General features: G+C 67.6%; 22 protein-coding genes. 14 read left to right on the top strand and 8 right to left on the bottom strand.

Features of this window, described 5'->3' with window-relative positions:
• Positions 1 to 68: 68 nt before the first annotated feature.
• Entirely contained in the window at positions 69 to 1838 is a 1770-nt protein-coding gene (locus NV1_RS15490) for an ABC transporter ATP-binding protein (RefSeq protein ID WP_067891439.1), read from the bottom strand.
• A gap of 83 nt (positions 1839 to 1921) precedes the next feature.
• Here NV1_RS15490 and NV1_RS15485 point away from each other — a divergent pair, with 83 nt between their 5' ends.
• Together NV1_RS15485 and NV1_RS15480 are read left to right on the top strand one after the other, a co-directional pair.
• A complete protein-coding gene (locus tag NV1_RS15485) occupies positions 1922 to 2353 on the top strand; it encodes a MarR family winged helix-turn-helix transcriptional regulator (protein WP_067891436.1) in 432 nt (143 codons plus the stop codon).
• A 71-nt stretch (positions 2354 to 2424) separates the two neighbouring features.
• On the top strand, positions 2425 to 3387 hold the full coding sequence (locus NV1_RS15480; RefSeq protein WP_218026981.1) for an LLM class flavin-dependent oxidoreductase: 963 nt from the start codon (positions 2425 to 2427) through the stop codon (positions 3385 to 3387).
• 293 nt (positions 3388 to 3680) lie between these two features.
• Here the strand turns inward: NV1_RS15480 and NV1_RS15475 are convergent, their stop codons facing one another.
• Positions 3681 to 3887, bottom strand: coding sequence for a DUF397 domain-containing protein (locus NV1_RS15475; protein WP_067891433.1), 207 nt, complete (start codon positions 3885 to 3887; stop codon positions 3681 to 3683).
• A 2-nt stretch (positions 3888 to 3889) separates the two neighbouring features.
• The gene (locus NV1_RS15470) at positions 3890 to 4783 is read right to left on the bottom strand and encodes a DUF5753 domain-containing protein (protein WP_067891430.1); all 894 of its coding nucleotides are present in this window, start codon (positions 4781 to 4783) and stop codon (positions 3890 to 3892) included.
• Positions 4784 to 5273: 490 nt separating this feature from the next.
• On the opposite strand from NV1_RS15470, the gene NV1_RS15460 reads away from it, so the two are divergent.
• Positions 5274 to 5642, top strand: a complete 369-nt coding sequence (locus tag NV1_RS15460; RefSeq protein WP_067891423.1) for a hypothetical protein — start codon at positions 5274 to 5276, stop codon at positions 5640 to 5642.
• Complete coding sequence (locus NV1_RS15455) at positions 5635 to 5826, top strand: hypothetical protein (protein WP_067891421.1); 192 nt, start codon at positions 5635 to 5637, stop codon at positions 5824 to 5826. The genes NV1_RS15460 and NV1_RS15455 overlap by 8 nt, the downstream gene beginning before the upstream one ends.
• Before the next feature lie 124 nt (positions 5827 to 5950).
• Here NV1_RS15455 and NV1_RS15450 read toward each other — a convergent pair whose 3' ends face one another.
• Positions 5951 to 6295 carry a MerR family transcriptional regulator gene (locus NV1_RS15450; protein WP_373864619.1) on the bottom strand — a complete coding sequence of 115 codons (345 nt, stop codon included), beginning with the start codon at positions 6293 to 6295 and terminating at the stop codon, positions 5951 to 5953.
• Positions 6296 to 6441: 146 nt separating this feature from the next.
• On the opposite strand from NV1_RS15450, the gene NV1_RS15445 reads away from it, so the two are divergent.
• The 4 genes from NV1_RS15445 to NV1_RS15430 all read left to right on the top strand — a co-directional run bounded on the left by NV1_RS15445 (position 6442) and on the right by NV1_RS15430 (position 7838).
• Positions 6442 to 6861, top strand: coding sequence for an Hsp20/alpha crystallin family protein (locus tag NV1_RS15445; RefSeq protein WP_067891955.1), 420 nt, complete (start codon positions 6442 to 6444; stop codon positions 6859 to 6861).
• A 28-nt stretch (positions 6862 to 6889) separates the two neighbouring features.
• Entirely contained in the window at positions 6890 to 7207 is a 318-nt protein-coding gene (locus tag NV1_RS15440) for a hypothetical protein (protein WP_157116948.1), read from the top strand.
• Positions 7208 to 7363: 156 nt separating this feature from the next.
• On the top strand, positions 7364 to 7591 hold the full coding sequence (locus tag NV1_RS15435) for an Rv3202a family protein (protein ID WP_067891411.1): 228 nt from the start codon (positions 7364 to 7366) through the stop codon (positions 7589 to 7591).
• Complete coding sequence (locus NV1_RS15430; RefSeq protein ID WP_067891408.1) at positions 7563 to 7838, top strand: hypothetical protein; 276 nt, start codon at positions 7563 to 7565, stop codon at positions 7836 to 7838. The genes NV1_RS15435 and NV1_RS15430 overlap by 29 nt, the downstream gene beginning before the upstream one ends.
• Positions 7839 to 8113: 275 nt before the next feature.
• On the opposite strand, the gene NV1_RS15425 is transcribed toward NV1_RS15430, so the two are convergent.
• The 3 genes from NV1_RS15425 to NV1_RS15415 are packed head-to-tail and all read right to left on the bottom strand — an operon-like array spanning position 8114 to position 9986.
• Positions 8114 to 8305, bottom strand: coding sequence for a hypothetical protein (locus NV1_RS15425; protein ID WP_067891405.1), 192 nt, complete (start codon positions 8303 to 8305; stop codon positions 8114 to 8116).
• A complete protein-coding gene (locus NV1_RS15420) occupies positions 8305 to 9699 on the bottom strand; it encodes an 8-oxoguanine deaminase (protein ID WP_245713730.1) in 1395 nt (464 codons plus the stop codon). The genes NV1_RS15425 and NV1_RS15420 overlap by 1 nt, the downstream gene beginning before the upstream one ends.
• Positions 9696 to 9986 carry a 2Fe-2S iron-sulfur cluster-binding protein gene (locus tag NV1_RS15415; RefSeq protein WP_245713729.1) on the bottom strand — a complete coding sequence of 97 codons (291 nt, stop codon included), beginning with the start codon at positions 9984 to 9986 and terminating at the stop codon, positions 9696 to 9698. The genes NV1_RS15420 and NV1_RS15415 overlap by 4 nt, the downstream gene beginning before the upstream one ends.
• A 283-nt stretch (positions 9987 to 10269) precedes the next feature.
• Here NV1_RS15415 and NV1_RS15410 point away from each other — a divergent pair, with 283 nt between their 5' ends.
• The 5 genes from NV1_RS15410 to NV1_RS15390 all read left to right on the top strand — a co-directional run bounded on the left by NV1_RS15410 (position 10270) and on the right by NV1_RS15390 (position 16928).
• Positions 10270 to 11460, top strand: a complete 1191-nt coding sequence (locus tag NV1_RS15410; RefSeq protein WP_067891951.1) for a PucR family transcriptional regulator — start codon at positions 10270 to 10272, stop codon at positions 11458 to 11460.
• Positions 11461 to 11647: 187 nt separating this feature from the next.
• Positions 11648 to 13126, top strand: a complete 1479-nt coding sequence (gene lpdA, locus NV1_RS15405; RefSeq protein WP_067891402.1) for a dihydrolipoyl dehydrogenase — start codon at positions 11648 to 11650, stop codon at positions 13124 to 13126.
• A 45-nt stretch (positions 13127 to 13171) separates the two neighbouring features.
• Entirely contained in the window at positions 13172 to 14380 is a 1209-nt protein-coding gene (gene pdhA, locus NV1_RS15400; RefSeq protein ID WP_084525389.1) for a pyruvate dehydrogenase (acetyl-transferring) E1 component subunit alpha, read from the top strand.
• Positions 14381 to 14583: 203 nt separating this feature from the next.
• A complete protein-coding gene (locus NV1_RS15395) occupies positions 14584 to 15570 on the top strand; it encodes an alpha-ketoacid dehydrogenase subunit beta (protein WP_218027007.1) in 987 nt (328 codons plus the stop codon).
• Between the two features lie 11 nt (positions 15571 to 15581).
• A complete protein-coding gene (locus NV1_RS15390; protein ID WP_174557444.1) occupies positions 15582 to 16928 on the top strand; it encodes a dihydrolipoamide acetyltransferase family protein in 1347 nt (448 codons plus the stop codon).
• 114 nt (positions 16929 to 17042) lie between these two features.
• Here NV1_RS15390 and car read toward each other — a convergent pair whose 3' ends face one another.
• Entirely contained in the window at positions 17043 to 20543 is a 3501-nt protein-coding gene (gene car, locus NV1_RS15385) for a carboxylic acid reductase (RefSeq protein WP_067891396.1), read from the bottom strand.
• 370 nt (positions 20544 to 20913) lie between these two features.
• Between car and NV1_RS15380 the strand changes: the two genes are divergently transcribed.
• Entirely contained in the window at positions 20914 to 22308 is a 1395-nt protein-coding gene (locus NV1_RS15380) for a metallophosphoesterase (protein ID WP_067891393.1), read from the top strand.
• The last annotated feature ends 86 nt before the right edge of the window (positions 22309 to 22394 follow it).

The following is a 22394-nucleotide window of genomic DNA, read 5'->3' as shown; positions in this document are numbered from 1 at the left end:
TGCGACGCCCTCGCGGCAGCGCGGTCGCGAACACCGCCCTGGTCATCGCGGTTCCGCTGCCCTGACGATCAGGCGGCGGGCTCCAACACCGCATCGCGGGACAACAGTTCAGCATAGAAACCGTTGCGCTCCAGTAGTTCTCGGTGCGTGCCGCGTTCGACCACATGGCCGGCGTCCAGGACGACGATCTGTTCGGCGTCCCGGATCGTGGACAAGCGGTGGGCGATGGTGATGGTGGTGCGACCGGCGGACAGGGCGTCGATCGCGGCTTGGACCTCGCGTTCGGTGCGGGTGTCCAGGGCGCTGGTGGCCTCGTCGAGCACCATGATCGGCGGATTGCGCAGGATGGCGCGGGCCACGGCCAGGCGTTGTTTCTCGCCGCCGGAGAAGCGGTAGCCGCGTTCGCCGACGAGGGTGTCGTAGCCGTCGGGCAGGCTCGCGATGTGGTCGTGGATCTGCGCGGCGCGGGCCGCGGCGACCAATTCCTCGTCCGTCGCATCGGGTTTGGCGAAACGGAGATTCTCCGCGACCGAGGCGTGGAACAGATAGGTTTCCTGGGAGACCACACCCACGCTCGCGGCCAGATCCGCGAAACCCAGATCCCGCACATCGATGCCGTCGATGGTGACCCGCCCCGAGCTCGGGTCGTACAGCCGCGCGACCAGATATCCGAGAGTCGTTTTGCCCGAGCCGGTTTCGCCGACGATGGCCAGCGACGTCCCGGCGGGCACCGTGAGATCGATATCGTCGAGCACCTGCCGGTCCTTCGCGTCGTAGGCGAAACCCACGTGTTCGAACCGCACCGTGCCCGCCACCTCGGCTCGCGGCATCGGCACCGGCCGCGCCGGCTCCTCGATATCGGAACGCAGGTCGAGATATTCGAAGATCCTGCCGAACAACGCCATCGAGCTCTGCATATCCACACCCGTGGACAGCAGTTGGACCGCCGGACGCAGCAGGCTCGTCTGCAAGGTGGTGAACGCGACCAGGGTGCCGATCGAAACCACCGAATGCCCACCGGCGGTGGCCAGCCCGGCCACCCAGTAGATCACCGCGGGCATGGCGGCCATGACGATCTGAATCGTGGCCTGTCGCCAGCGACCGGCCATACTCGAGCGGATCTCCAGATCGACCAGTTCGCGCGATTCGCCGGTGAAGCTGTCGATCAACGCGGGCGCGCGACCCATGGTGCGCCCCAACAGAATTCCGCTCACCGACAGCGACTCCTCCACGATCGCCGACATTCCGGCGAGTTTGCGCTGCCGTGCGGCGGTGATTCGCCGGCGTTCGTCGCCGACGCGCCGGCTGATCCACACGAAGAACGGCAGCATCAGCAGCGAGACCGCCGCCAGCCGCCAATCCAGGGCGAACATGGCGATGATCGCCGCGACCACGGAGGTGAAGTTCGAGACGAGGGAGGTGGCCGTCGTGGTCACCGTGGACTGCATACCGCCGATATCGTTGGCGATGCGTGATTGCACCTCGCCGGTGCGGGTGGTGGTGAAGAACGCCAGCGGCATACTCTGCAGCCGCGCGTAGACCGCCGCGCGCAGATCGTGCATGACCTGCTGGCCGACGGCGGTGGAGATATACGTCTGCAGCACGCTGAACACGCTGGTCAGCACGACGACCGCGACCATACCCGCCGCCAGGACCGTGAGCAGTCCGGTGCGGCCGTGCGGCAGGGCGTCGTCCAGGATGCGACGCAGCATGAACGGCGAGGCGAGCGAGACGACGGACGAGAGCCCCACCAGCGCGGCGACCAGGACCAGGCGCGTGCGATAGGGCTGGAACAGCCGGAGGATCCGGCCGATCTCGGGTGGGGATTGGGCTGCCATAGGCGCCTCCTTCCAGGTACTACCACTCCTAACTGAGCTTGACTCACAATTATTCCACGGAACGATGAGCTAGGCTCAGAATCATGGCAGAGGCCACCGACTCCGATCTCCCCGAACTGTTCCTGCAGGTCAGTAAGCGGATCCGCCGTAATCAGGCGGCCCGGCTCGCTCCCCTGGGCCTCACGCCCGCGCAGAGCCGCGCGTTGCGGATCATCGGCCGGGCCGAGGAACCACTTCGAATGTCCGTCCTCGCGGAACATCTCGGCATCGTGCCGCGCTCGGCGACCACGGTGGTGGACGCGCTCGTCGCGGCGGGACTGATCACACGCGCGCCCGATCCGGCCAATCGGCGTTCCACCCTCGTGACTCCGAGCGAGGAGGGACGTCGCGCGCTGACGCGCATGTCGCAGGCTCGGCGCGCGGCCGCCGCGGAGACGTTCGCACCATTGTCCGATGAGCAGCGCGAGACGTTGCGGGCGTTGCTGGCTGCCTTGGATTCGCCGGATCAGTGCTGAGCGCGAGCGTCACGTCGTTCATACCCTGAAGGGAATTGTCCGCCGTATCGCGTTCGGCGAATCCTGAAGCGGTGAAAGACATTCGATACGGACTCCTGCTACCCGCCGGGCAGGCGCAACTCGCGGCCGGGGGCTCGACTCGCGCACTGCTCGATCTGGTGGTGAGCGCCGAGCAACGGGGATTCGATTCGGCGTGGGTGGGTGATTCGCTGCTGCGCGCGCGAGTCGAACCGCTGACACTGCTGGCCGCCGCCGCAGCAGCGACCGAACGGATCACCCTCGGCACGGCCGCATTGATTCCCGCCTACCGCAATCCGGTGCACACCGCGCTGGTTCTCGCCGCACTGGATCTGCTTTCCGAGGGTCGGATCGTACTCGGGGTCGGCGGCGGATTTCCCGGCATCAGCGAGCCCGAGTTCGAACTGTCCGGCGTGGATTTCCGGACCCGATTTTCCCATCTGGACGATACCGTCCGCCTGTGGCGCTGGTTGTGGTCGGGAAATTCGAATCCCTTCCACGGCAGAGTCCTACACTACGACTGGCTGCCCGAAGTACCGCGCCCGCATCGCCCCGGCGGACCCCCGGTCTGGCTCGCCGGAGCCACCCCCGCCGCCTTGAAACGCACCGGCCGCGGCTATGACGGCTGGCTCCCCTACCCGCCCGAGCCCGCCGACTACGCAACGGGCCTGGCCACGATCCGCACCACCGCCGCAACCGAGGCCCGCGACGAAACAGCCATCACCCCAGCTCTTTTCGCCACCGTCTACATCGACGAGGACCCTGCCCGAGGCCGCGCCACCCTCGACGACTACTGCCAGACCACTTACCGCATGCCCGTGGAACAGGTCGAGCAGATCCAGGTCCTGATGACCGGCTCAGCGAATGACGTTGCCACCCAGCTGAACCGCTATATCACCGCAGGGGCCCGCCATCTCCTGATCCGCATAGCAGCCGTATCCCCCGAGTCCTTCACCACCCAGTTCGACCGGATCACCGACCTGATCCACGCCGAACGCCGATCCGCTGGGGAGTAGGTTCGTTCACTGCCCGCTCGAACGCTCACAGAGATTCGCGTCACCCGCGCCACCGCCTCCTCGAACGCCTTACCGATGTCACCTCCGCCGCATTCGGTCCGACGGACCCCATCTCGGCCACCGGGAACGGATTCGTCCGAATCCGCCTGTGGGACAACTGAATTACAGGAAGCACACAGGCCCTCAGCTACGACAGCGCCGGCCCACTCGCCCACGATCAGGAGACCACGCTGTTGCGGCCTCGGCCCGGCGCGCCATGGACCGAGGCCGCAACCTGCGTCGTTGTGCGGAGGTTAGGCGTTGTGCCCGTTGAATTTTCCGCTCGTCACACCCGCAGTGAAGGCATCCCATTCGTCCGGGTTGAACATCAGCGCAGGGCCGGATGGGTTTTTCGAGTCACGGACCCCGACCAATCCTCCGTCGAGGTGCACGACCTCGACACATTCCCCACCGTGCTGGCTGTAGCTGCTCTTGATCCAGTTCACGTTGGATGGACTCATGCTCACGTGCCGTACTCCTTTGCGATCTCCAGCACCAGACGGCTGGTCGCCTCCTCACTCAACGCTACCTCGCGAATACCTGCCAGCGCTGACCTGTAACGCTCGATCACACGCTCTTCCTCCACATACAACGCACCAGTGAAGCCTTCGACGAACACCACCGGCAGCTCTGCTTCCTTGCCTGAGCGCAACGTCGGAAATTCGAGCAGAGTGAATGATTGCACTGCCAGACCGGGATGCGGCCCCACACCGAACGGGATGGCTCGTATGGACACGTTCGGCAGTTCTCCGGCAACGACAAGACGACGCAACTGTTCCGCCATTACCTCTCGTCCGCCGATCTGATGGCGCAATGCGGACTCCGAAATCAATGCTTCCAAAACGAAATCCGGGTCTTCCGTCAGGCGTTGCTGCCGCCGCGCGACCAGATCCCAGTGCCGGTCCGCCTCTCCAGGTTGGATGCCAGGTGCGGATATCTGCATGATCCATCGGCGATACGCGGGCGTGTGCAGCAAGCCCGGCAACAGCGTCAATTGGAAGCTCGTCATCCGCGAGCAGGCCCGTTCGAGCTCCATGAAGTGGTTGAAGTACGGATTTACCAGGCCGTCGAAAGCGCGCCACCACCCGTCCGACGTATCCCCCCTCGCAACCTTGGCTTCTTGAATCAGACCCATTACTTCGGATCTCCCGGACTCGTCGACTTTGTAGAGATCCAAAAGATACTGGTACTGCGCAGTACTGATCCTTACGTATTGACCTTCTTCCATTCGGCCGATCGTCTGTTTGGACACATCAATATGTACCGCAGCGGACAACAGGCTCTTTTCCGCCTTCAGGCGCAGGTCGCGCAGGCGGCGGCCGAGGGCGCGCCGGGGCAGGGTCGATCCACCTGACATGTGTTCAGCCTCGCTATCTGTCGCGGTCCGTACTGGACCGGTCTACGTAGGACCGCCCCTTACTGGACCTCCGGCGCAATTGCGGGAAAATCCCTTGTCGGGCAGTCATTCTCGACTTTCCTGGTGTCTACTTGTAATCACCCCCGATGACCGGGAAGTTCGGATCACTGGACCGCACAAACCTTTTCGCGGTATCCGATATATCCGGAACACCACACACTTCGCATGGGACGCGAACTGCGCGGTGGCTCTCCGCAGCCTCGGTCATCGGGTGGACCACACACCGAAAGTTTCGAGCGATGACGAATACACGAGTGCCAGAACCACATATAGCACGAACACCGCTGGACCCGGCGATTTCGACCGAGGTCGCATTCGCCTCGGGCGACACACCGACATCCGGCGCGCCGGAGAAGATCGATGCGATTCGGAATAACGAACGCGCGCAATACTCGCGGCAGCGCGCCCCGATCACCGGAGGAACCGCGACATGAGCGGCGGGATCACGACAATCGCAGCGCCGCGGGTATGCGAGGCGGCCGATATCGCGCTGGCGCACGACCAGATGCGCATCCACCGCGGCTGCCGGGTCGAACGATGTGTGTGGAAGGCGGCCGCCTTCCACACGCTGGTACAGACCGGACGCCTCGTGCCGCAATCACTTTCACCACGCGTCCGCGCCGCGATCCGCGGAATCGCCTTTCCCGCATTGGATCACGAGCCTCCCCCGATCGACGGCCCCAGCTCGCACACCCTTCGCACGATCCTGGCCAAGCTCGACGAACTCGCCATGCCGGTCCCCGGCATGCGCCACACCGCGTACCGGCCGCCCCATCCGCACCATTACCCCAATGTCTGACCGGCCTTGGGGAGAGTCCGCCGCCCGGATCCTGCATCTGATCCGCCGCGCCACTCGATCGGGCTACCTCCTCACCCGCGATTCACCGACCCCTTACCTGTGGCAACTCCGTGATGCCGACGACCACACCCCGATCCACTCCGCCGAAACCCTCGACGAGATCGAACGATGGCTCGACGAATAACCGAGGCCCGGGGCCGAGCCGGCCGCCGATCGAACTCCCCTTCCGACAGCTCGGCAGCCCCATCGAACCGGCCTGCCGCCCGGTATCCCCGACGAAGTCCGCCCGGCGGAATCCTCGTCGACGGTCACGAGTCGCGGTGTCCGCGTAGCTGATCGCGTTCGGCGGTGAGCGCGGCGTTGGTGTCGCGCAGTGCGGTGTTGGCGTCTTCGAGGTCCAGGATGCGGGCGATCGCGACGAGGTTGATGCCTTGCCCGGTCAGGGCGGCGATGCGGGCCAGCCGCGCCACGTCGTCGTCACTGTAGCGTCGGGTGCCCCCTGCGCTACGGGCCGGGGTGACCAGGCCGTGCTCCTCGTACAAGCGCAGCGAGTGGGCCCCCATCCCGGCCAGCTCGGCGGCCACCGAGATCCCGTACACCGCCTGCCCCGGGTCCGGACGGTGACCGGACCGGTTGTCGTGTCGATCAGGCAGCATCGACGTTCCTCTCTCTCGGTCTCAAGATTACCTCAGAACGATGCTTGCACTCTCTTCCGGCGAGTGCTAGAACAGATCTAAGTCAGATGACAGAGGTTATCTGAGTCCCTTCGATCGAGAATGGAGTGTTGGAGGTGGCGACCATGTTGATGCGCACCGATCCGTTTCGGGATCTGGATCGTTTGACGCAGCAGGTGTTCGGCACAGCGGCCCGTCCGGTGGTGATGCCGATGGATGCCTGGCGCGAGGGAGATGAGTTCTTCGCCGAACTCGACCTACCCGGCATCGACCCGGACTCGCTGGACCTGGACATCGAACGCAACGTGGTGACCGTGCGAGCCTCGCGCCCGCAGCTGGACCCCGATCGGTCGATGATCGCCGCGGAACGCACCCGCGGTGTGTTCAGCCGCCAGTTGTTCCTGGGCGAGAATCTGGACACCGACGCGATCCGCGCCGAATACCGCGACGGGGTGTTGCGCCTGGTGATCCCGGTCGCGGAGAGAGCCAAACCTCGCAAGATCGAGATCAGCCGCCACGACGAACACCAGGCCATCAACGCCTGACCCGCGGGCGCACGGGAGTCCTGTGATGATGCCCACGACGAGGTGCGTCACCGGCCGCCACGCGGCCACCGAGGCCGTCCCGGAGTTGCCGGACCTCGATGCCCGGCTGCTGGCGTTGGACCCCGATCTCGAGGAATTGTTCGCCGAGATCGACCAGATCTTGTGCGAGGCCCGGGATCGGTGGAGGTCCCCGCAACCGTGCGAACCGCACGCACTGCGGCCACGGCCGGGCGCGCGACACCCGAGCGGATGGACCGCCCGGCTGCGCGGACGCCGACCGGGCATCGGGCCGGCCCGCCAGCGCGGTCCGCCCCTGGGTGCGCGGAGCCCGGGGTATACCCGATGACGAGTGAGAGCGAGGTGATGTCATCCGAGCACCGTCACAAATTCACGTTCGGATTCTTCCGCCGACGGGTGGGCCCGGTCAGCACAAGGGCTTCCGGGCTCACCCGGCCTCTGCCCAGAACGGCAACCCGATGACATTGGAGGGAAGGAGATAGGCGTGACCGCCATCTGGACCGCAACCCCCGCAGGCAGCGACTTCGACCGCGCGGGCCAGAACGTTCCCGCCCGCGACAGCGACCTCGACATCGGCCTGGACACGATGACGCTGCACCAGCTCACCGAGGGCCTGCGCGCAGCGATCGAGCCTGCCGACCTCACCGACCGCATCGAGCAAGCCTGGATCACGCCACACGATGATGACGACTACGACTGCCTCACGCAATGACAGCATCCGGCCCGACGCCGATCGCACCGATCTCGCACGGCTCGCTCCGGCGACCGCGGCAGATCCGGCGGAGCAGGGCCTGCCCGTCGTCTACTGGCCCGACCCCAGCGGTCTCGAGCAGTGGTGGACCGAAGTCATGGACGGGGCCCTGCTGCCGGCCCCTGGGGTCGGGCCGGTCCCACTGCCCGCCCCACCGGCGCAGAGACCGATACGCGGCGGCGGCATCGGCGGGTTCGCCACCACCTGACACCGCGCCGTCGGGAACTCTCCGTGATTCCGCAAGCCCGGCGGTTGGCACGAATCCGGACCCACCGGGGATCAGGAATGCGGTCGGCGCCGACGTGAACCGGGCTCGCCGAGCGACGCGGCGTGTGGGTTTGGCCAACATCGCTCTGGGTATCGCATGGTCAGATCACCGCATCTTCCCGGGAATATGCAGAGATCGAGAACGCGTCGGTTCAAATGAGCAGCCGACGCGCTCGTCCGACTCACCGGGTGCCGGGTGAGTGTCCGGCTCAATCGCTACAACAACACACCGTTGCCCGCGGCGACGCTTTTCCTGCGGCCGACAAGTGAGGCACTGATCACCATCCCGCACGGCGGATTGTAGGTGTCGTTCCGGCGCACCGGCAACCGGCACGCTGAGATATTCGTTGCTGTACAGAGGATTTCGGCGAGCTGGTCGCTGCGCGGCGAGTGGGCTGCGGCGATCATCAGCGGTCCTGCTCGCGCAGCAGCCGATCGCGGGCCGCAGCACCGGCAGCGGCCACGGCATCCTGTGAGACCGTGCGCAGCTCGGCGTTCTCGACCACGGTCCGCCCACCCACCAGCAGCCGCGCCAGCGGCGGGGTCGGGCCGAATACCAGCGCGCACACCGGATCGCCGACGGCGGAACGGAATCCATCGACCCGCCAGATCGCGATATCGGCCAGCTTGCCGGGCTCGAGACTGCCGATCTCGTTGTCCCGGCCCAAATTCCGGGCACCGCCGAGGGTGCCCAGCTCCAGCGCCTGACGGGCGGACAGAGCCGCCGGTCCGTGCACCGCGCGCTGAAAGAGCATAGCCTGGCGCATCTCACCGGCCATCGAAGTCAGCTCGGCGGATGCCGCGCCGTCCACGCCCAGCCCGACCGGTGCCCCCGCGATCAGCAGGTCCCGCACCCGGGCGATGCCCGCACCGAGCCGGGCGTTGGAGCTCGGGCAGTGCGCGGAACCCGAGCCGGCCTCGGCGAAGCGCTGAATATCCCTGTCGTGCAGGTGAACCGCGTGGGCGAACCAGACGTCCGGCCCCAGCCAGCCGATCTTCTCCATGTATTCGACCGGGGTGCAACCCATCTGCTCACGGCAGTGCTGCTCCTCGTCGAGCGTTTCGGCCAGATGCGTGTGCAGGCGAACGCCCTTGTCGCGGGCCAGTTCCGCCGACTCGCGCAGCAGCGTCTCGCTCACCGAGAACGGCGAGCACGGTGCGACGGCAACGCGCAGCATCGAATCGAAGGCAGGATCGTGGTATTCGTCGATCGTCGCCGCCGTGTGGTCCAAGATTCGATCGATCGTCTCCACGACCTCGTCGGGAGGCAGGCCACCGCCGGAGCGACCGCGGTCCATCGAGCCTCGGCAGGGGTGGAATCGAAGGCCCACCTCGCCCGCCGCCCGGACTTCCGCCTCGAACAGATCGCCGCGGCCCGAGGGGAATATGTAGTGGTGATCGGTGGAGGTGGTGGTCCCGCTCAATGCCAGCCAGCCCAGACCGGCCACGGCAGCGCCATGGGTGATGTCGGCATCGATGCGGGCCCAGGTGTGGTACAGACCGGTGAGCCATTCGAACAGCGCGGCGTCCTGATACAGGCCCTGGGTGGCCCACTGGTAGAGGTGATGGTGGGTGTTGACCAGCCCCGGGGTGACCAGGCAGCCGGCGCCATCGATGCGTTCGGCGTCCCGGAGGTTCGGCGCGGGCCCGCTACCCAGGCCGGTGATCCTGCCGTTGTCGACGGTGAGGTACCCGTTGGCGATCTCATCGCCGACAACCGGTGCGATATAGGCGTTTTCGATGATGATCCGACGGCCCGCAGACGATGGTGCCGCCGGATCAGCCTGCGATACCTTACTCATCGTGCCGCCGCCTGCCATCGGGCGGCCATCCGGACCGCGCCCAGGATTTTCTCGTAACCCGTACAGCGGCACTGGTTTCCGGCCAGCGCCTCGCGAATCTCCGCATCTCGATCGGATCGTGCGCCGCACCGCAACGGGCGGCCGGGCCCTCCACCGTGCGCACCGAGCGCCCGTACGCCTGCCCGGCCGCGACCGGGCACGATCAGGCCGGTACGCAACAGGCTCTCGCCTTCCCGGACGTCATCGATACTCTCGTGCGCGCCGTTGACCTGAACGCTCACCCGCATCCGCTCCACCTCCACCGTGTCGTCCGGCCGACCGGCACCCGCGCGTCGGCCTGCGTGTCCATCCGCCTTCGCCGCCTCTCACTACACCATCCAGCCGGCCCGAGCACGCGGCGCGGCACGCACCGGCGCTTCCCCTGCCGTCGATCCATCTGCGATCTTCCACGTGCGGTCCCGGTGAAACGCGCCCCGTCGGGTCGCCCTACGGTGCGCCGCGAGGTCGTTCCCGGTCGATTTCTTCTCGGCCCTCGCGCTGGACTGCGTGATCCGGCGTAGCGTGCAGGCCATGGCATCGCCCCAACCTGCCCTTTCGACCCCGGGGACGCGCACGCTGGCCCAGGCGTGCCGGCCCGATATCCCGGCGATGACGAAGCGACTGCTGGCGGCGATCTTCACCGACAACCCCGAATGGACCGACTACACCTCGGTTCCCCGCGCGGACCTGCGCGAGGGCTGCCGCCGCTATCTCACCCGGATCCTGGATCTGCTCGGCGGTGCGAGCCGCGATCCGGAGACCGACGACGTGGCCGCGGCGATCGGCCGGCATCGCGCCGAACAAGGCGTGCCGATGGAGGCGATGCTGCGCACCTTCCGGCTCGGCGGCGGCATCGTCTGGGAGACACTGCTGGACAAAGCGGGAAACGTTGGGCCGCAGGAGATCCGAGAGTCCGGGACGGCGATGTGGGCGGTGGTCGACGGGCTGTCCTCGGCGCTGGTGACCTCCTACCGCAATACCGAACTCGAACAGGTCCGACGGGACGAGCGCCGCCGCCACGCGCTGATCGAGGATCTGCTCTCGGGCCGCGCGCACGATGCCGCCTTCGCCGCCCGCGCCGCCCGCGAGCTGAATCTGCCCGCACAGGGGGCATATTTGGTGGTAGCGGCCCGCGGGGGCGGGCGACCGCTGCGCGCGGGCACCGAGACGGCGCTGTCGGCCTCGGGTATCCGTTCGGTGTGGCACGACCGGGTGGACACCACGATCGGGATCGTCTCGCTCGAACATCGCACCGGCGAGTCTGTCCTGCGGCAACTTCGGCCGCAGGTGCGCGGGCGGGCCGGGGCCTCGCCCGCGGTTCCGGGGCTGGCACAGGTGGATTCCGGGCATGCGCTGGCACTCATCGCATTACAGACATTGTCCGGGGGCGCAACGGGTTTGGTGTCGCTCGAGCAGAGGTATCCCGAGGCGCTGCTGGTCCGCTCCCCCGATCTGACCGATCTGCTGCTCACCCACACCCTGGGCCCGGTGCTCGAACTGCCGGAAAAGGAGCGCGACATCCTGCTGCGCACACTGTCGATCTGGTTGGCGGAGAACCGTTCCGCGGCCAACGCCGCACCGCGACTGCACTGTCATCGCAACACCGTGATCAATCGGCTGCAACGCATTTCCGGGATGCTGGGGCGCGCACTCGAAGATCAGCGTGCGGCGCTGGAACTTTCGCTCGCCCTCGCGGCGCTCGGACTCGACGCCTCCCGGTAGCGTCCCGCGATGATCTGATCCACCTGCTCGAGTGGTCGCCAGGATTGGGCTCCGCGCACAGTTTGGGAACAGAATTCCTGGGCTCGAGATGCCTTGTCTGTGCTCGGAGTGGCGACAACACTCGACGGAGACGGCGCGCGCCACAACCGGACGCGGCCGTATTCGTTCGAGACGAGGAGCACCACGAGTGCCGGAATTCGATCTACTGGTGATCGGCGGCGGTCCCGGTGGCTATGTGGCCGCCATCCGGGCGGCTCAGCGCGGCCTGACGGTCGGGCTGGTGGAGAAGGAGCGGCCCGGCGGGGTCTGCCTGAACTGGGGCTGCATTCCCACCAAGGCCATGCTGCGTTCCGCCGAGATCTTCCAGACCGTCACCGCCGGAGCTGATTTCGGCGTCTACGCCGATAACGTCCGATTCGACTTCGCCGCTGTGCGGCAACGCAAGGACGGCATCGTCAAGGAACTCACCGACGGTGTCGCGGGACTTCTGAAAGCCAACGGCGTCACCGTGATCGAGGGCCACGCCCGGTTCACCGGGCCGACCACGGTGCAGGTCTTCGAAGCCGGTGGCTCGCCGGTCTTCCCCGGCGGTCCCCGCTACGCCGCCGCTCCCCGCGATGCGGCAGTCCGGGAGATCAGCGCCGCCGACGTCATCGTCGCGACCGGTTCGGTACCGGCGGTACTGCCTGTGCCGGGCGCGGATCTGCCCGGCGTGATCACCTCCGACGGCGCGTTCGGGCTGACCGAGGTACCCGAGCGGATCGTCGTCATCGGCGGAAGCGCGGTCGGCGCGGAGTGGGCCAGCCTGTTCCACGCCTTCGGCGCGGAGGTCACCGTCGTGGAGATGCAGGATCGTCTGGTTCCCTTGGAGGACAGCGCGATCGGGACCGCGCTCGGGCGCTCGTTCACCAAACGCGGCATCACCGTGCTGACCGGATCCACGGTCACCGGTATCGCCCAGGCGGACGACGGGCTGCGCGTCGCGGTCGGCGGACCGCAGGCTCGCGAGGTCGATGCGGATGTGGTACTCGTCGGCGTGGGCCGTCGCCCCAATACCGCCGCGCTCGATCTGGATGCCGCCGGAATCGCCACCGACGCAAGAGGTTTCATCCCTGTCGACGACAAGATGCGCACCGATGTGCCGCACGTCTACGCGATCGGCGATGTCACCGGCAAGGCACTGCTCGCACACGTCGCCTCGCATCAGGGTTTGACCGCGGCCGATGCGATCGCCGGGCACGAGACGCATATCGACTACGCCGTCATCCCGGCCGCCACGTTCACTCATCCGGAGATCGCGAGCGTCGGGCTCACCGAGGAGGCCGCCCGCGCCGCGGGGCACGAGATCGTCACGGCCACTTTCCCATTCGCGGCCCTGGGCCGGGCCAAGACCTTCGGCGACACCGAGGGCATGCTGAAGATCGTTGCCGGGCAGCGTCACAACGAGGTGCTGGGCGTGCACATCATCGGACCTTCGGCCAGCGACCTGATCGCCGAAGGCGCACTGGCCATCTCGATCGAGGCCACCCTCGACGAACTCGCCGGCACCATCCACGCCCACCCGACCCTCGGCGAGATCGGCATGGAGGCGGCCCTGGCCGGTCTCGGGCTGCCCGTCCACATCGCGCCCCCGCGCAAGCGAGCCGGAAGAGGCGGCGGAGCGTAACCACAGCGCAACGCTCAGCCGCAGCCAATTCGAGGAGCACCACGAGTGACTACCGCAACTCCACGCAAATCCAGCCGTAAGACACCACGTCCGGCCGACGGGCGTCCGGCATCCGCAGCCAAAACCGTTCCGGCACAAGATCCGGAGGCCGACACCGCAACCGCTTCGGCGCAGCCGCCGCTCACCGATCGCACCGCCGACGAGGCGGCCACGGTCGAAAGCCGTATCGCCGCTGCCGATCCCGCATCGCTGCGCGATCTGTACCGCGACATGCTGTTCGTGCGCCGCTTCGAGGAGCGCACCGCCCAGGCTTATCAGCAGGCCCGGATCGGCGGCTACTGCCACCTGAACCTCGGTGAGGAGGCGACCGTCGTCGGAGTCGGCGCGGCCATGCGCCCGACGGACTACCTGTTCACCAACTATCGCGAGCACGGCTATGCGCTGGCCAAGGGCATCGAGCCCGGCCGCGTGATGGCCGAGCTGTACGGCCGCTCCACCGGCACCTCGAGGGGCTGGGGCGGCTCGATGCACATGTACGACACCGCGACCCGGCTGCTCGGCGGCTATGCGATCGTCGGCGGTCAGGTTCCGCTGGCCATCGGCGCGGCGCTGGCCATCGACTATCGCGGCGAGGACGACGTGGTGGTCTGCCAGATGGGCGAGGGCACAACGAATATCGGCGCCTTCCACGAATCGCTGAACATCGCGGCGCTGTGGCATCTGCCCGTGGTCTTCCTGGTGATCAACAACTACACCGGAATGGGCACCACGGTCGAGAAGTCCTCCGCGGAACCGGATCTGTGGAAGCGAGCCGCGGCCTACCGCATGCGCGGTGAGCGGGTGGACGGCACCGATGTGCTGGCGGTGCGGCAAGCCGCGAGCGAACTCATCGAATCCGCACGGCGCGAGGGGAAACCGGCGCTGCTCGAAGCGGTCAGCCATCGGCTCAAGGGCCACTCGGTGGTGGACCCGGCCAAATACCGCAGCACCGAGGCTGTTTCGGAAGCCCGCGAACACGACCCGATCACGCTGTGGCACGCCCGGCTGCTGGACGCCGGTGTGCTGAGCGAGGAGTCGGCCGCCGCGATCGAGGCCGAGGTCACCGCGAAGGTGGCCGCCGCGGTCGAATTCGCCGAATCGAGTCCGCATCCGGACCCGTCCAGCCTGTTCGACTACACGTATGCCACCCCCGTCCCCGGCGAATTGCGCCGCCTGCCCGCCGACCCGCTGTTCCCGGCCGATGCCGAAAGGTAATCCCTTGCCCGGCGACCGGTATCGCCCGGCCGAGCGCGAGGCGAGGCGGCCGGGCAGGTCGAACCCCGGCGAGCACATCGTCGTTCCCCCCAGCCCCCGGCACACCCGCAGTCCACACGACGACCTGCTGATCTGGGCGGTGTCCTGCGCGTCGCGCGCACCGCGGTCCATCGTTCATCCCGAAAGGTAATCCCGTGCCCGTCATCACGTATCGCGAAGCTCTGCGCGAGACGCTGCGTCAGGAGATGCGGCGCGACGACGATGTTTTTCTCATCGGGGAGGAGATCGGCGTCTTCGAGGGCTCCTACAAGATCACCGCCGGTCTGCTGGCCGAATTCGGGGAGAAGCGAGTGCGCGACACTCCGATCGCCGAAGAGGGTTTCGTCGGTGCGGCCATCGGCGCGGCGATGCTCGGGCTGCGCCCGGTCGTGGAGATCATGACCATCAACTTCTCGCTGCTCGCGCTGGATCAGATCGTCAATCACGCGGCCAAGATCTACGGCATGTTCGGCGGGCAGACCAACGTGCCCATGGTCATCCGCACGCCCGGCGGCGGCGGTCAGCAGCTCGGCGCGACCCACTCGCAGAACATCGAGCTGTACTACGCGTTCGTCCCGGGCCTGAAGGTCGTCGCGCCCAGTACACCCGCCGATGCGGCCGCACTGCTCAAGGCCGCGATCGAGGACGACGATCCGGTGCTCTTCCTGGAGAACCTCTCGCTCTACAACACCAAAGGTGAAGTACCCGAGGATCTTCCGCCCGCCCAGATCGGCAAGGCGGCGGTCACCCGGGAGGGCTCGGACATCACGCTGATCGGTTACTCCCGGATGGCTACGGTCTGCACCCAGGTCGCCGAACGCCTTGCGGACGAGGGTATCTCGGCCGAGGTGATCGACCTGCGCAGCCTGCGCCCGCTGGACCGCGACACGCTCGTCGCCTCGGTCCGCAAGACCGGCTGCGCGGTGATCGGCGAGGACGACTGGCTCACCTACGGCATCGGCGCGGAGGTGGCCGCCTCCATCTCCGACGGAGCCTTCGACTACCTCGACGCACCGGTGCGCCGCGTGGCCATGGCCGAGGTGCCGCTGCCCTACGCCAAACCGCTGGAGCGGATCGCCCTGCCGTCCGCCGACTCGCTGTACACCGCCGCCGTGGAAACCCTTGCGGCCGTGGGCCGACGACGGGCCTGAGAGGACCAGATATGCCTGAGATCACCATGCCCCGGCTCTCGGACACCATGGAGGAGGGCGTCATCGCGTCCTGGCTCAAACAGGTGGGAGATCCGGTCGCCCGCGGCGAGGTCATCGCCGAGATCGAAACCGACAAGGCTCTGATGGAGCTGGAAGCCTACGACGACGGGGTTCTCGAACAGATCCTCGCCGACGCGGGAGCGCGAGTGCCGATCGGGGAACCGATCGCACTCGTCGGGGACGGCAGCGGGGCCGCGCGCGCCACAAGCGCCACGGCACCGGGGACCTCGGCCGCTACCGGCGGTCCGGAGGTCTCCCCCGCTGCGCCCGGGCCCGATACCCGCACGCCCACAACCGGTCCCGCGACGCACACGTCGGCACCGGGAACCACCGCCGGCGCAGGCGCGACACCGGACGATCGCACATCCGGCGGATCGGCCACGGCGGACGGGCATCGCCGCAAGTCCTCCCCGCTGGCGCGGAAGATCGCCCGTGAACTCGGTGTCGATCTCGCGACCGTGACCGGAACCGGGCCCGGCGGGCGGATCACTCGCCGCGACGTCGAATCCGCGCAGCAGACAACCGATTCCGGCACGGCCCCGGACAATGCGGCGCCCACGGCCGATGCCGCCCCCGCGACGGCGGCCCCGGTCCCGGCCTCGGGCGACTACGAGGAGATACCGCTGACCCGCATCCAGCAGGTCTCGGCTACCCGCCTCACCGAGAGCAAACAGCAGGCCCCGCACATCTATCTGACCAGTGCGATCGACGTGACCGACCTGCTGGCCTTCCGGGCGCAGATCAACGCGACGCTCGAATCCGCCGGAAAGGGCAAGGTCAGCGTCAACGACCTGCTCGTCAAGGCGGTGGCGGCCACCCTGCGCACGGATCCGTCGGTGAACGTCAGCTTCGCCGGTGACAAACTCCTGCGGCACAAGGACATTCATCTCGGCATCGCGGTGGCGACACCGGCCGGGCTGCTCGTGCCGGTGATCCGCGACGCGGACCGCAAGAGCGTCTCGGAGATCGCCGCCGAGAGCCGCGACAAGGCCGAACTCGCGCGGACGCGCAAACTCCGCGCCGAGCACATGTCCGGCGGCACGTTCACCATCTCCAATCTGGGCATGTTCGGCATCGAACAGTTCACCGCCGTGATCAACCCGCCCGAATCGGCGATCCTGGCCGTCGGCGGCGCGAGTGATGAACTGCGACTGGATGATTCGGGCTCGGTGGTGTCCCGCAAGGTGCTGCGGGTCACGCTGTCCGCCGATCATCGCGCCATCGACGGCGCGGTCGCGGCGAAGTTCCTGCAGCAGTACAAGGATCTGCTGGAACATCCGCTGCGGATCATCACCTGACGGCGCCGGCCCATGAGCCGACGGTGCCCCGGTTCTCACCGGGGCACCGTCGGGCTGTGTGCCGAAGCCACGGACACAGCTACCCGCGCATCGTCGAGCGGGTGGAATGGTGGCCTACAACAGCTTCCGCAACCTCAGGTCGGTCGCGTACTTCTCGATCAAGGCCCGGCCCAGATGCGGGATGTCGCGATCGGGGCCCAATTCGGCGGCCTGCACCGCGGCCTGGAACTTCTTGGCGGGCAGGGCCGCACCGCGCTGCGGCATCCCCGGAGCCCGGTAGGCGTGCAGCAGCGGCAGCAGCGAATGCTGCCGCTGTTCCTCGGGCAGCGCCCGCAGCGCGGTCTCGAACCTGCGGAACCATTCGCCGTATTCGTCGATCCGCTCGATCGGATGACCCCCCTCGATCAGCCAGTCCACGAATTCGTCCAGCGAGATGCCGTCGTCGTGCGGGTTGAGCACGTCGAAGGTCTCGAAGCCCGAGGTGACCTGTGTGCCGAGCACGGTGATCGCCGACGCGGTGAAATCGGCGGGCAGCCCGTCGTAGTGCGAGCGCTGCCGTTCGCCCCGAATGTCGGTGGCGTAGAAGGACTTCGGCGCCAGCCCGGTGGCCAGCAGGCTCAACAGCAGCCGGGTGAACATATCGGGGACGTTCAGCTGCCCGGCATAGTGTGAATGGGCCAGGATCATATCGGACCGGAAGACGGCCACCGGAAGACCGCACAGGTCGTGCGCCTCCCGCAGCAGCACCTCACCGGCCCACTTGCTGTTGCCGTAGCCGTTGGCATATCCGTCGTCGATCGCGCGCACCGCGCCGATCTCGCGGATGTCACCGTCCTCGGTGAACGCCTCCGGCGCGATCTGGGCGGCGACGGCCACCGTGGACAGGTAGGTGACCGGTTTGATCGTGGCGGTCAAGGCCAGGCGGATCACCTCCGCGGTGCCGACCACGTTGGGGCCGAACAACTGTCCGTACGGCAGCACGTGGTTGACCAGGGCCGCCGGATGTACGATCAGATCGACCGTCTCCGCGAGTCGACGCCAATCCGGTTCGCTCAGACCGAGATTCGGCTCGCCGATATCACCGGCCAACACCTCGAGGGTGCGGTCGGCGAGTGCGCGGTAGTGCCGGGTGAGTTCCGGATCACCGCTGTCGAAGACCTCGTCCAGGCGGGCGCGGGCCGCAGCCGCGCCGCCGCCGCGAACCACGCAGATCAGCCGGCCGCCCGAGGCGTCCAGCCGCTGCAACCATTCCAGGCACAGGAACCGGCCCAGATAGCCGTTCGCGCCGGTCAGCAACACCGTCGCGGGAGTCCGCGCGGAGCGTGGCAGGTCGGCGGCGGCATCCAGGGTCGCGGGGTCGATGAACTTGTCCAGGGTGAGATCGGATGCGCGGATGCGGGGTCCGGTGCCGTGCACCGTGGCGACGGTGGGTCGTTTGCCGCCGGAATCGCGTTCGGCCTCGATGTAACCGGCCAGCGCGGTCAGATCGGTTGCCGGGCCGACGATCACGCCGACCGGGACCTCGACCCCGAAGATCTCCTGCAGCAGTGTGGAATACGTCAGCGCCGAGAGCGAATCACCGCCCAGATCGGTGAACCGCACGTCCGGGCGCAGATCCGCCGTGGCACAGCCCAGCAGCGCACGCGCGGCGCGCCCGACCGTCGCGAGCACCGGCAGATCGGCGGCCTCGCGGCGCAGCGCGGCCAGTTCGTCGTCCTGTTCGCGCGCCAGATCGGCGTAGAGCTGTTCGAGCCGCGCGCCGTAACGCGCTTTGAGCTTGGGCCGCAACAGTTTCGCGATCCCGGATAGCAGTCCGTTGTCGAGTGTGAACGGCTCGGTCTCGAGCAGGAAGGCGCGCGGGATCTCGTAGGAGTTCAACTCGGCCGCACGCGCGACCCGCTGCAGCGATTCGGTGATCGCCGCGGTGAGATCACCGGGATCGGGGTGTGCGGCAAGGGCTTCGGGCGTCGGCACGACGACCGCGAGCAGATAGGCGCGCTCACTGCTGCCGTACACGTAGATCTGGTGCACCAGCGGGCTCGCCGCGTAGACGGCCTCGAGCTTGGCGACCGTGACGAATTCGCCCTGCGAAAGTTTGAGCACGTTGTTGCGCCGGTCGACGTACACCAGCCGATCGGGGCCGTGTTCGGCCATGATGTCACCGGTGCGGTAGAAACCCTCGGCGTCGAATATCTCCGCATTCAGTTCCGGGCGTTCGAAATAGCCGGGAAAGAGGCTTTCGGACTTGACCAGCAATTCCCCGCGCGGATAGGGCTTGTCGGTGCTGAAGTAGCCCAGCTCCGGAACGTCGACCAGCTTGTAGTCGGTGACCGGCGGCCGGGTCACGAGATTGTCGACGACGATGCCGCCCGCGGATTCGGTCGACCCGTATCCGTCGATCATGCCGAACCCCAACACCGAGGCCATGAACTCGTGCAGCTGCGCCGACAGCGGCGCACTGCCCGTGATGGCCATGAGGAAACGTCCGCCCAGAACCTCTTCCCGCAGTTCGGTTTTCACCTCCCGGTCGACCGCCTCCGGTGCGCCGCCGGCGGCCACCCGGCGATCGACCTCGCCACGGAAGCGCTGGAACAGCATGTCGCATATGCGCGGTACGAAGAACAGCACGGTGGGACGCGCCAGCGCCAGATCCTCGAACAGCGTGGACATGTCGCTGCTGGCCGCGAAGTACACCGTGCCGCCGCGCCCCAGACAGGACAGCAGCGAGCCGCGCCCGGCGACGTGACTCATCGGCATGAAGCTGAACTCGATCGTCGGGAACGGCCGCTCCGCGCCGTTGCGCCACAGCCGGGCGACCAGACGCTCGGGATACATTGCGCCCTTGGGTGTTCCGGTACTGCCGGAGGTGTAGACGAGCAGCGCCAGCGCATCCTCGCCCGCGTCGGTGGGCAGTGGCGCTTCGGGGAGTTCGCCGCCCCGCGCGATCGCCTCCGCGAGGGTCCGCACACGGACCGGGCGATCGGCCAGGCGAGTACGGGCGGATTCGACCGCGGCGCGATGATCGTCGTCCTGCGGATGATGGTCGAAGACGATCAACGTGCTCGCCGATTCGGTGGCCAGCACCAGCTCCACCGCGGTGTCGAGCTGTTCGACGCTCGCGGCCAGCAGGCACGGCCCCGTCTCGGCGACGATCGGGGTCAGCTGGGCCGCGGACGCACCGGTCTGCAACGGCACCGCCACCGTGCCCAGTGCCGTGCAGGCCAGATCCACGACCGTGTAATCGGTGCTGGTGAATCCGAGCGTTGCGACGAAATCACCTGCGCGGACGGGGGATTCGGAATCGTGATACCAGGCCGCGGCGACCGCGGCCACGCGCCGCCACATCTCGCCGTAGGTGATGGTGTCATAGCGCGGCAGCAGGCGTCCGCGGGTGCGACCGGTCTCGTCGGTGACGAACTCCCTCGCCCGCACGGCCAGCGCCGGACGGTCCGCGTACCCGTGCGTCAGCGCCGCAATCGACTGTGCCAGTGGCACATCCGTGCGGGCCATCGCGGCGCTGACCTCGGCATCCGGAATCGCCGCGCGCACCTGCGGGTCGCGAGCGACCAGTTCCATCATGCGCCGCCCCAGTTCCTGCCGCGCCGCCTCGTCCATACCCCGACCTCCCTCGGAATCGTCCGGCGATCCGATGCCGACCGTCCGTCGGACATCCTAGCGATACATGTATTACGCAATTAGTTTCTTACGCTAAATATCCCATCTCGGCACCGGGCGATGTCAAGGCCGGGACCGCCGCCCTCGGCATAGACCGAGGTCACGGCCACTGTCCGATATCTCACTCACCCCGCGCCCGCACGGTGTGCTACCGCTCACACACCGAACGGCAGACCGGCGGACATCGCGCGTCATCGCACGGCACCGAAAAATTCAGCGCAGGCGGCCGAATGGTCACGTGCGGGCTCCGGCCCGTTCAATCGGCAGCCTTACCGTCGGATCATCGGGCCGTACCCGGGCGGAGGTTTCCATGCTGAACGCACGTCTGCGAGCGACCTGGGTCGCCAATGCCGCCTCGGGGGCGGCCGCCGTCACGGTGGGGACCCCGTTCCGCACCCGATCGGCATTCACCGTCCACCGAACCGAACGCGTTCGGGCACAGCGAGATTCGCTGCGGGCCTCGGACCTCGAGGTGGTGACGGTCACCGACCGGTCGGCGATCCTGACCTGGACGACCCGGGCCCGCGACCACGCCGGACGACTGGTTCCGGCGCCGGCGGACACCGAGATCCGCATCGCCCCCGCGGACGCCGCACATCCGCCCCGGCGATACAGTCTCGACTCCCGGCCGACCGCCTACCACTACGCGCAGATCGAAGGCCTCGAGCCGGGCCGCAGCTACCGATTCGAGGCGTATTCCGGTGGTTGCCGCGCCGTCTCGGCCCGCACACTGGTGACGCGCCGCGCCGGATCACCGGAAACCACAGGCGTTTTCACCACGCTCACCCCGCCACCGGGCCCGCTGCTGCGCACGATCGCGCTCGCCAACGACGTGCACTACGGCGAGAGCACCAGCGGCCTGATCGTGGCCGGATTCCCGAACGGGCTGCGGCACGACACCGACAGTCATCCCGAGATCATGCTCGACGCGCTGCTGACCGACCTGCGCGCACCCGATCGCGGCGCCGACCACCTCATCGTGGCCGGTGATATGACCGATTCCGGCACGCTCGAACAGTCGGCCGCGGTGCGTGCACGGCTGGACACCTGGGGTGCGGCGGGCCGGGACTACTTCGTCTGCCGCGGCAACCACGACGTGTCCCGCGACGGCGATCCGTGGGGTTCGGTATTCCGGCCCGGCGGGCGCATGGCCGCCTCGGATGTCGATGGACTGCGCGTCATCGCCCTGGACACCACCCGTCCCCGCGGCTCCGGCGGCACGCTCACCGCACCACAACTGAGCCGCCTGCGCGAGGTACTGGCCGCCGATCCGGACCGGCCCACCTTGATGTTCGGGCACCATCCGGTGACTTCCTCTGCGGCGGTGAGCAATCCGGCCGGACCCGGATTCGTGCTCGACCGTGCCTCGGCCGCCGCACTGCACGCGCTGTACCGCGGCGCGCCGGGTGTCTTCCTGCATCACACCGGCCACACGCACCGTAATCGCGTGGGCCGCCCGGACTCTCCCGTGAACGTGGAATTCCTCGAAGGCGCGGCGATCAAGGAATATCCCGGCGGCTACCTGCTGCTGCGCATCCACTCCGGCGGCTACATGGTGAACTTCTACAAGACCCGCGCCGAGCCGGCGCTGCGCTGGAGCACCCGGACCCGCAGGCAGTATTTCGGATTGCATCCCGATCACGCTCTCGGCAGCTGCGCCGATCGCAATCACGTTGTGCTGCGAGACTTCTCGGGCCTGCGATAGTTCGGCCGCCTCCCGCGCCGTCGGCAGCCGGGCAGCCGACGCGTGCGATCACATCCGCGGTGATCCCGGGCCAGGATGCCAACGCC

The sequence above is a fragment of the Nocardia vaccinii NBRC 15922 genome (assembly GCF_001613305.1).
Lineage (GTDB): Bacteria > Actinomycetota > Actinomycetes > Mycobacteriales > Mycobacteriaceae > Nocardia > Nocardia vaccinii.
Note: the sequence above shows the minus strand (reverse complement) of the source record. Positions and strands in the feature narration are given on the sequence as shown.

Bases quoted from the DNA above. Each gene is read 5' to 3' on its own strand.
- NV1_RS15470 (WP_067891430.1), bottom strand. From the start codon at position 4,783: ATGTCAGGTGGATCGACCCTGCCCCGGCGCGCCCTCGGCCGCCGCCTG.
- NV1_RS15440 (WP_157116948.1), top strand. From the start codon at position 6,890: ATGCCCACGACGAGGTGCGTCACCGGCCGCCACGCGGCCACCGAGGCC.
- NV1_RS15420 (WP_245713730.1), bottom strand. From the start codon at position 9,699: ATGAGTAAGGTATCGCAGGCTGATCCGGCGGCACCATCGTCTGCGGGC.
- NV1_RS15430 (WP_067891408.1), top strand. From the start codon at position 7,563: ATGACGACTACGACTGCCTCACGCAATGACAGCATCCGGCCCGACGCC.
- NV1_RS15460 (WP_067891423.1), top strand. From the start codon at position 5,274: ATGAGCGGCGGGATCACGACAATCGCAGCGCCGCGGGTATGCGAGGCG.
- NV1_RS15380 (WP_067891393.1), top strand. From the start codon at position 20,914: ATGCTGAACGCACGTCTGCGAGCGACCTGGGTCGCCAATGCCGCCTCG.
- NV1_RS15485 (WP_067891436.1), top strand. From the start codon at position 1,922: ATGGCAGAGGCCACCGACTCCGATCTCCCCGAACTGTTCCTGCAGGTC.
- NV1_RS15445 (WP_067891955.1), top strand. From the start codon at position 6,442: ATGTTGATGCGCACCGATCCGTTTCGGGATCTGGATCGTTTGACGCAG.
- NV1_RS15425 (WP_067891405.1), bottom strand. From the start codon at position 8,305: ATGATCGCCGCAGCCCACTCGCCGCGCAGCGACCAGCTCGCCGAAATC.
- NV1_RS15415 (WP_245713729.1), bottom strand. From the start codon at position 9,986: ATGCGGGTGAGCGTTCAGGTCAACGGCGCGCACGAGAGTATCGATGAC.
- NV1_RS15455 (WP_067891421.1), top strand. From the start codon at position 5,635: ATGTCTGACCGGCCTTGGGGAGAGTCCGCCGCCCGGATCCTGCATCTG.
- NV1_RS15475 (WP_067891433.1), bottom strand. From the start codon at position 3,887: ATGAGTCCATCCAACGTGAACTGGATCAAGAGCAGCTACAGCCAGCAC.
- car (WP_067891396.1), bottom strand. From the start codon at position 20,543: ATGGACGAGGCGGCGCGGCAGGAACTGGGGCGGCGCATGATGGAACTG.
- NV1_RS15390 (WP_174557444.1), top strand. From the start codon at position 15,582: ATGCCTGAGATCACCATGCCCCGGCTCTCGGACACCATGGAGGAGGGC.
- NV1_RS15490 (WP_067891439.1), bottom strand. From the start codon at position 1,838: ATGGCAGCCCAATCCCCACCCGAGATCGGCCGGATCCTCCGGCTGTTC.
- NV1_RS15410 (WP_067891951.1), top strand. From the start codon at position 10,270: ATGGCATCGCCCCAACCTGCCCTTTCGACCCCGGGGACGCGCACGCTG.